13 protein-coding genes are annotated in these 12,272 nt (G+C 71.6%); 1 reads left to right on the top strand and 12 read right to left on the bottom strand.

Features of this window, described 5'->3' with window-relative positions:
- Positions 1 to 32 precede the first annotated feature (32 nt).
- Genes WFJ97_RS13020 through WFJ97_RS12970 form a run of 11 tightly spaced genes read right to left on the bottom strand, consistent with a single transcriptional unit; the run spans position 33 to position 9,431 of the window.
- Positions 33 to 761 (bottom strand): helix-turn-helix transcriptional regulator, encoded by a 729-nt coding sequence (locus WFJ97_RS13020; protein WP_336641801.1) that lies wholly within the window; start codon positions 759 to 761, stop codon positions 33 to 35.
- Positions 758 to 1,300 carry a gluconokinase gene (locus tag WFJ97_RS13015; RefSeq protein WP_336641800.1) on the bottom strand — a complete coding sequence of 181 codons (543 nt, stop codon included), beginning with the start codon at positions 1,298 to 1,300 and terminating at the stop codon, positions 758 to 760. Before WFJ97_RS13015 ends, WFJ97_RS13020 begins: the two co-directional genes overlap by 4 nt.
- The gene (locus WFJ97_RS13010) at positions 1,300 to 2,337 is read right to left on the bottom strand and encodes a zinc-binding dehydrogenase (protein ID WP_336641799.1); all 1,038 of its coding nucleotides are present in this window, start codon (positions 2,335 to 2,337) and stop codon (positions 1,300 to 1,302) included. The genes WFJ97_RS13015 and WFJ97_RS13010 overlap by 1 nt, the downstream gene beginning before the upstream one ends.
- Positions 2,337 to 3,104 carry a glucose 1-dehydrogenase gene (locus WFJ97_RS13005; protein WP_336641798.1) on the bottom strand — a complete coding sequence of 256 codons (768 nt, stop codon included), beginning with the start codon at positions 3,102 to 3,104 and terminating at the stop codon, positions 2,337 to 2,339. Before WFJ97_RS13005 ends, WFJ97_RS13010 begins: the two co-directional genes overlap by 1 nt.
- Before the next feature lie 16 nt (positions 3,105 to 3,120).
- On the bottom strand, positions 3,121 to 4,185 hold the full coding sequence (locus WFJ97_RS13000) for a D-2-hydroxyacid dehydrogenase (RefSeq protein WP_247624591.1): 1,065 nt from the start codon (positions 4,183 to 4,185) through the stop codon (positions 3,121 to 3,123).
- Positions 4,182 to 5,414, bottom strand: coding sequence for an aspartate transaminase (locus tag WFJ97_RS12995; RefSeq protein WP_336641797.1), 1,233 nt, complete (start codon positions 5,412 to 5,414; stop codon positions 4,182 to 4,184). The genes WFJ97_RS13000 and WFJ97_RS12995 overlap by 4 nt, the downstream gene beginning before the upstream one ends.
- On the bottom strand, positions 5,411 to 6,097 hold the full coding sequence (locus tag WFJ97_RS12990; protein ID WP_247633893.1) for a 4-carboxy-4-hydroxy-2-oxoadipate aldolase/oxaloacetate decarboxylase: 687 nt from the start codon (positions 6,095 to 6,097) through the stop codon (positions 5,411 to 5,413). Before WFJ97_RS12990 ends, WFJ97_RS12995 begins: the two co-directional genes overlap by 4 nt.
- Before the next feature lie 31 nt (positions 6,098 to 6,128).
- Positions 6,129 to 6,920, bottom strand: a complete 792-nt coding sequence (locus WFJ97_RS12985) for an SDR family oxidoreductase (protein ID WP_247956862.1) — start codon at positions 6,918 to 6,920, stop codon at positions 6,129 to 6,131.
- Positions 6,917 to 7,945, bottom strand: coding sequence for a biotin-dependent carboxyltransferase family protein (locus tag WFJ97_RS12980; protein ID WP_336641796.1), 1,029 nt, complete (start codon positions 7,943 to 7,945; stop codon positions 6,917 to 6,919). Before WFJ97_RS12980 ends, WFJ97_RS12985 begins: the two co-directional genes overlap by 4 nt.
- A complete protein-coding gene (locus tag WFJ97_RS12975) occupies positions 7,942 to 8,664 on the bottom strand; it encodes a 5-oxoprolinase subunit B family protein (protein ID WP_336641795.1) in 723 nt (240 codons plus the stop codon). Before WFJ97_RS12975 ends, WFJ97_RS12980 begins: the two co-directional genes overlap by 4 nt.
- Entirely contained in the window at positions 8,661 to 9,431 is a 771-nt protein-coding gene (locus tag WFJ97_RS12970) for a LamB/YcsF family protein (protein WP_336641794.1), read from the bottom strand. The genes WFJ97_RS12975 and WFJ97_RS12970 overlap by 4 nt, the downstream gene beginning before the upstream one ends.
- 198 nt (positions 9,432 to 9,629) lie before the next feature.
- On the opposite strand from WFJ97_RS12970, the gene WFJ97_RS12965 reads away from it, so the two are divergent.
- Positions 9,630 to 10,640 (top strand): LacI family DNA-binding transcriptional regulator, encoded by a 1,011-nt coding sequence (locus tag WFJ97_RS12965; RefSeq protein ID WP_336641793.1) that lies wholly within the window; start codon positions 9,630 to 9,632, stop codon positions 10,638 to 10,640.
- 155 nt (positions 10,641 to 10,795) lie between these two features.
- On the opposite strand, the gene WFJ97_RS12960 is transcribed toward WFJ97_RS12965, so the two are convergent.
- The gene (locus WFJ97_RS12960; protein ID WP_336641792.1) at positions 10,796 to 12,148 is read right to left on the bottom strand and encodes an MFS transporter; all 1,353 of its coding nucleotides are present in this window, start codon (positions 12,146 to 12,148) and stop codon (positions 10,796 to 10,798) included.
- Positions 12,149 to 12,272: the final 124 nt, after the last annotated feature.

Raw genomic sequence — 12,272 nt, 5'->3', positions numbered from 1 at the left:
TGTTGACGGGAGGCAACCACCCGCCCTGCGATCTACCCCGCGGCCACCCCCAGGATCCGCTGCAGGGTGTCGGCGGTGACCCGACGCCGTACCGGGCCGTCCTCCACGGCGAGCTCCGCGATCGTCGTGCGTCCGCACCCCGTCGCCGCCGCGATCCGCCGCAACGACCAGCCGCGCGAGCGCAGGTCGCGGATGCGCGCGGCCGCCGCCCCGGAGTCGAGGGTCTCGGCCCGCGGCGCGACTCCGGCCGCGCGGGCGAGGCTGCGTCGATGCTCGGCCCGGGCCTCGGCGCACGAGACGCCGTCATCGCCGCGCGGGCACAGCCGCCGGTCGCGGCACCCCATGAAGTAACCGTTCGGGGTGCCGTGATCGATCGGCGCCCCCTCCCCCGCCGCCCGGCGCGAGACGTAGTCGTGCACGTAGCGACGACGCGACTCTGCGCAGGTCACCGCGCCCAGACGCCGGTTCGGGCACGGCTGCGGGTCGCGGCATCCGCGGGCATAGCCCCAGGGCGTGCCGTGCACCTCGCGCACACCGCCCGGCGAGACGACCACCTCGTCGACGTCGCCCGAGCGCGGCACGGGCTGATCGAGCGGCATGCGCGCCAACCGGTAGTCGCCGCGCCGCCGCAGCGCCGCCTCGGCGCACGTGAGGATGTCGGAGTCGGGCCCCATCGGGCACATCGCCCGGGTGCGGCATCCCGCTTCGTAACCGGCGACGCTGCCGTGCGGCGCCGACACCCAGACCGCGCGCCCGCTCATGACCGTCGGGCGGCCGGTTCGGCTCGGAGCACCCGTTCTGCCGCACCGATGATCTCGTCGACGCTGCGCCGCGCGTCGATCGCGAATCCGTTCTCATCGCCCGCGAGAGGCTCGAGGGTGTCGAGCTGCGAGTCGAGGAGCGCGAGCGGCATGAAGTGCTCGGAGCGCACCAGCATCCGCTGGGCGAGCACGCGCTTGGTGGTCTCGAGGTGCAGGAAGAACACCTCGGGCGCGTGCGCGCGCAGCACGTCGCGGTAGGCGACCTTGAGCGCGGAGCAGGCGATCACGAGCCCCGGCACGCGATGCCGGGCGATCTCCTCGCCGACGGCGTCGAGCCAGGGGGCGCGATCCTCGTCGGTGAGCGGGATGCCCTGCGACATCTTCTCGACGTTGGCAGACGGATGCAGGTCGTCGGCGTCTCCGAACGGCAGCCGCAGCCGGTCGGCCAGGGCGGCACCGACGGTCGACTTGCCGGAGCCGGCGACGCCCATCACCACGACGAGCGGACGGGAGGCGCTCAGCACGCTCATCACGCTCATCACGCCTTCCCGAACTGCAGCAGCACCTTGCTCGACACCGTCGGATCGGCGGCGGTCGCGAAGGCGTCGGCGGCGGAGCGCCAGCGCTTGACGTGACTGATCACGGGCGCGATGCGCAGCGTGCCGTCGGCGAGCGCCGCGATCACCTCGTCGATCTCGTCGTTGAAGCGGAAGGAGCCGAGCAGATCGAGCTCGCGGGCGATCGCGAGCGCGACCTGCACGGGCTGCGGACCGCTGGGCAACAGCCCCACCATCGCGACCACGCCGCCACGGGCGGCACCACGGATCGCGGTGTCGAGTCCCTGCGGACTGCCGGACGACTCGATCACCACGTCGGCGTCGATCGCCGCGACGTCGGCGGTATCGGGCTGTTGCAGGACGACATCGGCCCCGAGCTCCCGGGCGATGCGCAACGGGCGCTCGTGCAGATCGACGGCGGTGATGTGCCGCGCGCCTCGGGCCCGGAGCACCGCGACCGCGAGCAGTCCGATCGGACCGCATCCGACGACGAGCGCCGAGAGGTCGGAGACGTCGCCGATCCGGTTGACGGCGTGCCAGGCGACGCTGGCGGGCTCGATGAGCGCCGCCTCCCGCAGGTCGATCCCCTCGGGGAGGGTGCGCAGCATCCGCGTGGGCATCGCGACCCGGTGGGCGAACGCGCCGTCGCGGTGCGGGAAGCGCGCGGCCGAGCCGAGGTACCCGCCGCCCGCGATGTTGGGGCGGTCGATCGGATGCCGGACGTGCTCCTGCGCCGGGGTCGCGGGATGCACGGCGACGCGCGCGCCCTCCCACGGCCCGCTGCCGTCGGCGGCGGCCCGCCGGACCACGCCGACCACCTCGTGCCCGAGCACCATCGGCGCGCGCAGGATCGACTCCCCCGCGGCTCCGTGCTTCCAGTAGTGCAGGTCGGACCCGCAGATGCCGCCGTAGACGATGTCGATCACGGCCTCGTCGGGGGCGGGCACGGGCTCGGCGATCGGGTCGATGCGCAGGTCGCCGGCCTCGTGGATCACGACGGCGTGGAGCGCGGCGGCCATCAGACGACCGCCGTCATTCCGCCGTCGACGAAGACGACCTGGCCCGACACGAAGCGCGAGGCGTCCGACGAGAGCCACACCACGGCACCGCCGATGTCCTCCGGCTCGCCCCAGCGCCCGACCGGGGTGCGTCCGAGCACCCAGGAGTTGAACGCGGGGTCGTCGACGAGCGCCTGCGTGAGCTCGGTGCGGATGTACCCGGGGGCCACGCCGTTGACGCGCACGCCGCTGCCCGCCCACTCCGCCGTCATCGCCTTGGTGAGGTTGCGCAGCCCGCCCTTCGCGGCGGTGTACGCCCCGATCGTCGGGCGGGCGAGGTCGGTCTGCACCGAGCAGATGTTGACGATCGCACCGCTCCCCCGCGCCACCATCGCACGGGCGGCCGTGCGCCCGACGAGGAAGGCGCTGGTGAGGTCGGTGCGGATGACGCGCTCCCAGTTCTCGAGGCTGACCTCCAGCAGCGGCTCGCGGTGCTGCAGGCCCGCGTTGTTGACGAGGATGTCGAGGGGGCCGGCGGCCTCGATCCCGCGGATGCCGTCGATCACGGCCTCCTCGGCGGTGACGTCGAAGACAGCCGTGGAGACGGCATCCGCTCCGAAGTCCCGGGCGAGGGCGTCCGCCGTCTCGCCCACCGTGGAGGTGTCGCGCCCGTGCACGACGACGTGGGCGCCGGCCTCGAGCAGCGAGCGCGCGATCGCGAGCCCGATTCCGCGGCTGGAACCGGTGACCAGGGCGCGACGCCCGGTGAGGTCGAAGGGGGTGCTCATGGATGCTCCGTCCCGATCAGTAGAACTCGATGGTGTCGACGACGTTGCGCTGTGGCGTGCCGTCGAGGAGGCGCGTGGCGTTGTCGGCGAACAGTTCGGCGATGCGCCCGTCTTCTCGGGCGTCGAGCGCCGCGGTGTGCGGGCTCACGAGCACGTCGGGGTGCGACCACAGGGGGCTGTCCGACGGCAACGGCTCGACCTCGAACACGTCGAGCGCGGCGAAACCCACGGTTCCGGCGTCGAGCGCCTCGAGCAGGGCGGCCTCGTCGATGACCGTGCCGCGTCCGACGTTGACGAGCGTCGCGCCCGGGCGGAGCGCGGCGAAGAAGTCGCGGCCGACGAGGTGGTGCGTGGCGTCGGTGCCGGGCAGGGTCGCCACGACCGCGTCGACCTCGGGCAGCACCTCGGCGACGTCGTCCGGGTGGATGACGCGCGAGACACCCGGAACGGATGCCCCGCTGCGCGAGGTGCCGATCACCGTCGTGCCGAGGGCGGCGAGCTGGCGTGCGACGGCCTGCCCGATGCCGCCGAGACCGAGCACGAGCACCGTCTGGTCGGCGACCTGCGACATGACCCAGCGGCCGCTCCACTCGCGCTCGCGCTGCTGGCGCTGCAGCCGAGGCAGGTGCTTGGCGCCGGCGAAGACGCCGAACACCGCGAACTCGGCGAGCGCGTCGCCGTGCACACCGGCCGAGGTCGTGAAGGTCACCCGCCGCAGCTCGTCGTCGGTGAGCTGCGCGGCGCGCACCTGACCGCCACCACCGGCCGCCATCGTGTGCACCCAGCGCAGTGCCGGGTTGGCGCGCACCGTGCGGGCGAGGGCGGCGGGGTCGACGTCGGGGATGCCGTACAGCGCCTCGGCCGAGTCGATCAGCGCCTCGTAGGCGGCCTGCTGCTCGGGCGTGCGACGGAACGACGGGTCGCCGGAGAAGTCGGCGGGATGCCGCATCGGCGGCAGCAGCGTCTGATCGACGACGAGGTCGATGCGAGGCTCGCGGGCGACCAGCAGGTCGCACAGTTCGGGGGCGAGGGGCGCGGCGACGACGACGCGCAGGCGGTCGCTGGCCGTGGCGTCGCTCATCGCAGCGCCGCCACGGCTTCGGCGATCTTCTCGACCGCGGCGGTGATGGTGCCGAGGTCGGTCGCGAACGAGATGCGGAAGAAGGGCGAGCTGCCGTAGGCGGAACCCTGGATCACGGCGACGCCGGCCTGATCGAGCAGGTAGAACGTCACGTCCTGGTCGTCGGCGAGCACCTTTCCCTCGGAGGTGGTGCGGCCGATGAGTCCCGCGCAGTCGACGTAGAGGTAGAACGCGCCGTCGGGCACGAGCGGGGTGAGTCCGTCGATCGCGCGGAGACCCGCCACCGCGACGTCGCGACGCTCGCAGTACACCGGCACCGACTCGACGATGAAGTCCTGCGGACCCTCGAGCGCGGCGGCCGCGGCGGCCTGGCTGATCGACGACGGGCACGAGGAGGTCTGCGACTGCAGCGTGTTGATGGCACCGACGAGGGCGGGGTCGCCCGCCGCATACCCGAGGCGCCAGCCCGTCATCGCGTACGACTTCGAGACGCCCGACACCACGAGCACGCGGTGGCGCAGGTCGGGGGCGACCGCGGCGAGGCTCGGGGCGGGGATGCCCGTGAACGAGATCTCGCTGTAGATCTCGTCGGAGAGCACCGACACCGCGGGGTGGCGGCGCAGCACCTCGGCGAGGGCCGACAGCTCCTCCTCGGTGTGGATCGCACCGCTCGGGTTGCCCGGGCTGTTCAGGATCAGCCAGGTCGTGCGGTCGGTGATCGAGGCCTCGAGCTGCGCGGCCGTGACCTTGTAGCCGTTCTCGGCCGACGTCGGCACGATCACGGGGGTTCCCTCGTTCGCGCGCACCATGTCGGGGTACGACACCCAGTACGGCGCGGGGATGAGCACCTCGTCGCCAGCATCCACCGTCGCCATGAGCGCGAGGAAGATGACCTGCTTGCCTCCGCCGCCGACCGTGATCCCGGCATCCGAGTACTCGATGCCGTGCGTGCGCTGCAGCGCGCCGCGGATCGCCTGGCGCAGCCGTGGCGTGCCGTTCACGGGCGTGTACTTGGTCTCGCCGGCCTCGATGGCCGCGATCGCGGCCTGCTTGATGTGCGCGGGGGTGTCGAAGTCGGGCTCGCCGACGGTGAGGTCGAGGATGCTTCGCCCCTGACCCTTCAGCTCGCGCACGCGTGCCGCGGCCGCCGTGCTGGGCGAGGGCTTGATGCGTCCGAGGCGCTCGGCGGCGCGGAACGACGACGCGGGGGTCTCGGTGCTGGCGGTCACGATGCGTCCTCGATGTCGGAGGTGAGGCCCTTGGCCTTGAGCACCTCGGTGAGGTTGCACAGCTCGATGGTCGTGCCGCCGGCCCAGTACTTCGTGATGAGCTCGGCCTCGTGCGCGTCGCGCGCCGCCGACAGCTCGGCCGCCTCGCGCACCTCTTCGCGGCGCACGACGACGATGCCGTCGGCGTCGCCCTTGACGATGTCGCCGGGGCGGATCAGCTCGCCCGCGAAGACGACGGGCTGGTTGAGCGCCCCGAGGGTCTCCTTGACCGTGCCCTTGATCGAGACGCTGCCCGAGAAGACGGGCAGGCCCAGCTCGCGCAGCTCCTGCGTGTCGCGCACACCGGCGTCGGTCACCAGCGCCGCGATGCCCTTGGCCTTGCAGGCGTTGCCGAGCACGTCGCCGAACATGCCGGCCTCGGCGAACTCGCCCGCCGAGACGATGAGCACGTCGCCGGGCTGCGCGTAGTGGATGGCGACCTGCAGCATGAGGTTGTCGCGCGGGGCGCAGACGACCGTGAACGCCGAGCCGACGAACGACATGTCGCGGTCGATGGGCGTGATGTTCGAGTTCAGTGCGCCGCGGCGACCCTGGGCCTCGTGGATGGTCGCGGCGGTGAATTCGCCCAGACGGGCGATGTCGGATGCCTCGGCGCGCTCGATCTTGGTGGTGACGTGAACCATGGTCTCGTTCCTCTTTACTCTGCGTTCTCGTTTACTCGGCGCTCGCGGCGGTCGCTGCGGACTGCACGAGCTCGGCGTCACGGCGGTCGAAGGTGAGTCCGCCCGGCACCTGGAAGGTGGGCATGAGCTCGATGAGCCCGATGTTCACGTGCGAGGGGGCGTCGACCGCGTAGTCGATGGCCGCGACGATGTCGTCGACCGTGAGCGACTCGAAGCCCTCGTAGTAGGTCGCCCAGGCGGCGGCATCCGTCTCGGGCGTGCCGCCCAGGTTGCGCGAGAAGATCTCGGTCTCGATGCGGCCCGGGCTCAGCTCGGTGACGCGCACCCGCTTGCCGAGGGCGTCGTTGCGCAGCTGGCGCGACAGCTGGTGCACGGCGGCCTTGGTCGCGTGATAGGCCGTGTGGCCGAAGAAGTTGTAGTGCCCGGCGATCGACGAGATGTTGAGCACGTGGCCGCGGTCGCGCTCGACCATGCCCGGGTAGAGCAGGCGCAGGATCTGCATGACCGCCGTGAGGTTGACCTCGACGAGGTCGTCGAGGTCGTCGGCCGAGGCGTCGAGGATGTTGCCCGCGCGGCTGACGCCGGCGCTGTTGAGCACGATGTCGGCTTCGACCCCGTCGAGCGCACGCGTGAGGGCGGCGGTGTCGCGCACGTCGAGCGCGTGGGTGATCACGCCCTTCTCGGCGAGGGCCGCCAGCCTCTGCTCGTCGCGGGCGATCGCGTGCACGGTGAGACCCTTCGCGAGGAAGAGGTCGATCGCGCCGCGGCCCACGCCGCTCGTCGCGCCGGTGACGACGGCGGTGCGGTAGTCGGAGAAAGTCATAGGAGGGTCCTTCCGGTGGTGGCTGTGGAGAGGGCGTCCAGCGCGTCGAAGACGGAGCGGACGCGAAGGCGGAGCGCTTCGAGCTCGACGAGCTCGGCGCGGGCACGGGCCGCGGCATCGGATGCCGAGAGCCGCCGGAAGCGGAGGTGCTGCCCCGGGCGCACCTGGGCGAGCACGTCGAGCGAGCCGGAGGTGACGACCGCGAGCACCGGGTACCCGGCGGTGACGCCCCGCCCGCGGTGCAGCACGAGCAGTTCATCGCCCGGCGGAACCTCGACCGCCCCCACGGGAACGCCGCGCGAGAGCACCTCGCCCTGCGTCCGCCGCTCGGGCAGCGGCCCGGTCATGCGCAGCCCGATGTGGTTGCTCTTCGGGGTGACGAGATAGGGCTGGGCGAACAGTCGGTCGGCGGTACCCGCGAAGTCGTCGAGGTCGGGGCCGTCGGTGACGTCGACGATGAAGCCCGTGGGCAGTCGCGGCACGTCGAGGTCGTAGAGCTCGGCCGTGAAGTGCGCGTTGAAGACCGGCGCCGTGGCGGTGCGCAGCGCGATCCGCTCGCCGACCACGAGGCGCCCGCCGAAGCCGAGCACCGAGTCAGGAGCGCAGCTGCCGAGCAGCTGCGGCACGTCGAACGACCCGCGCACCGCGAGATAGGAGCGCAATCCGCCCTGGATCTGCCGCAGCGCGATCGCCTCGCCCGCGCGCACCGAGACCGGCTGGTTCGTGGGCCGGCCGACGCCGTCGACGGTGAGGTGCCCGTCGGCGCCGGAGACCGCGATGAGGATGTCGATGTCGGCGACGAACTCGGCGTCGAGGGCGGTGATCTCGAGCACCGGGGCGGTCTCGGGGTTGCCGACGAGGATGTTCGCGATCCGGGCCGAGCGCTGATCGAGGGCGCCGTTGACCGGCACGCCGAAGCGGGGACCCCGGCGCCGCCCGAGGTCGGTGACCTGGGTGGATCCGGCCTCGATGACCGTCAGCGCCCCGGCGTTTACCGCATCCGCGTTCCCCGCCCCGGCGTTCACAGCGCCACCATCCGGGTGCCGAGCAGGGCGTCGTACTCCGCCTGGTCGATCGCGCGGAAGCGGATCAGGTCGCCGGGCTCGTAGGGCACGAACGGTTCCGCCGCGAGGTCGAGCACGACGAGCGGCGTGCGCCCGATGAGCGGCCAGCCGCCCGGGGCCGCGGCCGGGGTGATCGTCGCCTGGCGTCCGGCGACCGACACCACGCCCTGCGGCACGTGCGCCCGCGGGCTCGCGAGACGCGGAACGGGCAGGGGGAACGGCGGGCCGTCGAGCATGGGCGAGCCGCCGGGAGCACCGAGGCAGCGCACCACGTAGGTCGGTTCGGAGTGCAGGCGGATGACGTCGGCGACGCTGAGGCCCTGGGCATCGGCGACGGTGCGGAGGTCGAGCTCGCCGTCGGTGTCGTAGAGCACCGGCACGTCGAAGGTGCGCGGGCTGTCGGTGAGCGGGCGGTCGTGATCGAGGCCGTCGACCACGTGCTCGAGGTACTCGCCGAGACGCTCGAGCGACACCTCGGCGGGATCGATCTCGATCAGCGCCGCGTCGTAGGTGGGGATGACGCACTCGACGCCGGGCACGTGGGCCGCGTCGACGAAACGGGCCAGGTGGTGCACGAGGCGCCAGCCCGCTTCGCGGTCGGCGAGGGTGCTGGCGACGCGTAGCGCGGAGTTGCCGCTGGGCGAGATGACGACGGATGCCGATGACATGGGATCGCTCACTCCAGCCAGTCCGCGAGCGGGGCGATCTCGACGCCCGCCGATTCGAGGCCCGCGCGGATCTGGCGGGCGAGCTCCACCGCGCCGTCGGTGTCTCCGTGCACGAGCACCGTGTCGCAGGCGACGGGGATGAGCACGCCGTTACGGCTCTCGATCACGCCGTCGACGACCATCCGCACGGTGCGCCGACGGATCTCCTCGGCGTCGTGGATCACGGCGCCGGGCTCGGTGCGGCGCACCAGGGTGCCGTCGTCCTCGTAGGCGCGGTCGGCGATGCCGACGATGCCCACGCGCAGACCCGCGGCCCGGGCGGCGTCGGCGAGCTTGCCGTCCTGGGCGAGCACGATGAGCTCGGGGTCGAGGCGTGCGGCGGCGGTGGCGACGGCATCCGCGTAGTCCTCGCGCACCGCGACGAGGTTGCCGAGCCGGCCGTGCGGGGCGAGGTGGGTGACCTGTGTGCCGTGGAAGGCGGCGATCGCCTGCAGCGCACCGAACTGGTAGAGCACGTCGGTGCGCACCTCGTCGGCCGTGAGGCCCATGTCGCGACGCCCGAAGCCCTGCAGATCCGGGAACGAGGGGTGGGCGCCGATGCCGACGCCGCGCTGCACGCAGGCGCGGACGGTCTCGTCCATGATCTGCGAGTCGCCGGCGTGGAAGCCGCACGCGATGTTGGCCGAGGTGAGCACGTCGAGGAGGGCGGCGTCGTCGCCCATCCGCCACGGGCCGAAGCCCTCACCCAGGTCAGCGACCAGGTCGATCCTGCGGGTCATCGCCAGCTCCTCTCGTCGTCGATTCCGCCGTCGGGAAAAGGCTAGGACGGTCGGCACCGGAGGGTGCAGGATCGTGCCGCTTCCGTGCCGGATACCTCGCTCGAATCCCGTGATTCTCGGGCATTCGGTTCGGCCCGTTGGCAAAATCCGTGCCAGCAATGGGTACCGATGACGGCGCCGCTTCGCTACCATCGAGCCATGGCCGTTCCCGCCCGCCGCGTGCAGCGCCGCGTCACCCTCACCGAGATCGCCGAGGCGCTCGGCGTCGCCCCCTCGACGGTCTCGCGCGCCCTCTCGAACCCCAACCGCGTGAGCCCGACGATGTACGAGCGCATCACCAGCAAGGCGCAGGAGATGGGCTACACCTCGGCGCTCCTGCCCGCCGCCGAGAACCGCCTCGCGCGCGGCACGATCGCACTCGTGCTCCCGAACCTCACCAACCCGTTCAACCTCGACGTGACCCGGGGCGCTCAGGCGCAGATCCGGGCGGCGAGCTACCTGCACCTGCTCGTCAGCACCGAGGAGTCGCTGCCGATGGAGGAGCAGTGGCTGCGCGAGCTCGCCCGCACCGTCGACGGCATCGTCGTGTCGTCGCCGCGCATCGATGACGAGGCCCTGCGCGCGGTCGCGCAGATCGCGCCGACCGTGGTGATCAACCGCCAGTCCCCCGGGCTCTCCGGCGTCGTGATCGACACCCCCGCCGGCCTCGCGCAGGCGGTGCACTACCTGCACTCGCTCGGACACACCCGCATCGCCTACGTGCGCGGCCCGCACGGCTCCTGGACCGACGGCACGCGCTTCGATGCGATCACGGCTGCCGCCGAGGAGGACGGCGTCGACCTCGTCGCCGTCGGCCGCTACCACGTGACCCTCGCGAACGGGGCGGCCGCAGCGGATGCGGTCGTGCTCACCCGCGCGACCGCCTGCATCTTCTTCAACGACGTGCTCGCGATCGGGGCGCTCGACCGGTTCCGCCAGCTCGGCGTCTCGATCCCCGACGACCTCAGCGTGGTCGGCTGCGACGACATCTTCGGCTCGTCGTTCTCGCATCCGCCGCTGACCACCGTCACCTCGCCGGGTGAGAGCGCCGGTCGCGCCGCGGTCGACATGTTGATCGGCCGCTTCGCGACCCGCGATCGCTCCGACCGCATCGACCACATCTCGGCGCACCTCACGGTGCGGGCATCCACCGGCCCCCGCAAAGCCTGACGCCCGCTCCCTCCCGCTCCTTCTTTTCTCCGTGAGGGGTCAAGACACGCCTTGAACGGATGCCGCGTTGCGGCGTGTCCTGACCCCTCACGGCTTCCCGGGTGCTCGAAGGGCCCGGGATGCCGAAGCATCCCGGGCCCTCGAGGCATCCGTCGTCAGGGGACGAGGATCGACGCGGTGACCGCGTCCTTCTCCTTCTGGGTCTGCTGCACGTCGTCGACCTCGTCGAGCGAGTAGCGACGGGTCTCCTTCGCGGTGAGCGCAGCGATCACGGCGATCGCCATGAGTCCCAGTCCGAGGAGGGCCGGTCCGAACCAGTTCTGCAGGTCTTCTCCGGCGAGCGCCGTCGACGCCACGGGGCCGATGGCACCGGCGATCGCGAAGCCGATCTGCGTGCCGACCGCGAGACCCGAGACGCGGACGCGGTTCGGGAACATCTCGGCGAAGAACGCCGGCCACGCGGCGTTGGCCGTGGAGTAGAAGAACCCGTTGCAGAGGATGCCGAGGGTGAAGATCAGCGGCCAGTTGCCCTCGCTGATCGCCCACAGGTACGGCACGGTCGTGACACCGGCGCCCACGGCTCCGATGATGAAGACCGTCTTGCGTCCGATGAGGTCGGAGATGTACCCGGCGAACGGTGTGTAGAGCAGGGCGAGCAGGCTGGCGAGCACGGGCACCCAGAGCATGGTCGACTTGTCGAGGCCGTATCCGGTGGTCGCGAACGCGACAGAGAACGTGGCGAACAGGTAGCTTACGCCGGCGATCATGGCGCAGGCGGCGACGCGGATGATCGTGCGCCAGTGGAAGCGCAGCACCTGCTTGATCGGCGGCAGCTGCGCCTTGATCGCCTGGGTCTCGACGAACGACGGCGGCTCTTCGAGGTTGCGGCGGATGAGGTACGCGACCACGACGACGACGGCCGAGAGCCAGAACGGGATGCGCCAGGCCCAGCCGAGCAGGTCTTCGGTCGGCAGCGCCGCGAAGGGGATGAAGACGGCGGTCGCGAGCAGGCCACCCGAGGCGGAACCGCTCGTGACGAAGCTCGTCGTGAAGCCGCGGCGGTTGTCGGACGCGTGCTCGAGGCTCATCGAGATCGCGCTGGCCTGCTCGCCCGAGACCGACAGGCCCTGGATGATGCGGATGACCACCAGCAGGATCGGGGCGAGGATGCCGATCTGCTCGAAGGTCGGCAGGCAGCCGATGATGAACGTGCAGATGCCGATGCCGAACAGCGTCAACATCATGACGAACTTGCGGCCGAAGCGGTCGCCGAGCGGGCCGAGGATGAAGGCGCCGAGCGGGCGGACCACGTAGCCGACCGCGAGCGTCATCATGCTGAGCAGCACGCGCACACCCTCGGGGAGCTCAGGAGGGAAGAACAGCTGATTGAGCACGAGCGCTGCGGCCGTGCCGTAGACGGCGAAGTCGTAGTACTCCAGGGTCGTGCCGACCCAGGAAGCGATGGCCGCCTTCGCGGGCGTCTTCTTGGGAATTGCAGTATTCGTCATTTCGCCTCCATTGGCGGACTCTCAACAGGTACCACGATCGAGCGTCAGGCGCCGATGTCGGGGGTGCGCGGGTCCGCTAGCTGATTCATGGGCGGCGCTTTCGCTCGCTTGAGGGAACTGTATG

The sequence above is a fragment of the Microbacterium sp. USHLN272 genome (genome assembly GCF_037149655.1).
Classification (GTDB): Bacteria; Actinomycetota; Actinomycetes; order Actinomycetales; family Microbacteriaceae; genus Microbacterium; species Microbacterium galbinum.
The sequence above is the reverse complement of the archived record's forward strand: the minus strand, read 5'-3'. Positions and strand labels throughout refer to the sequence as shown.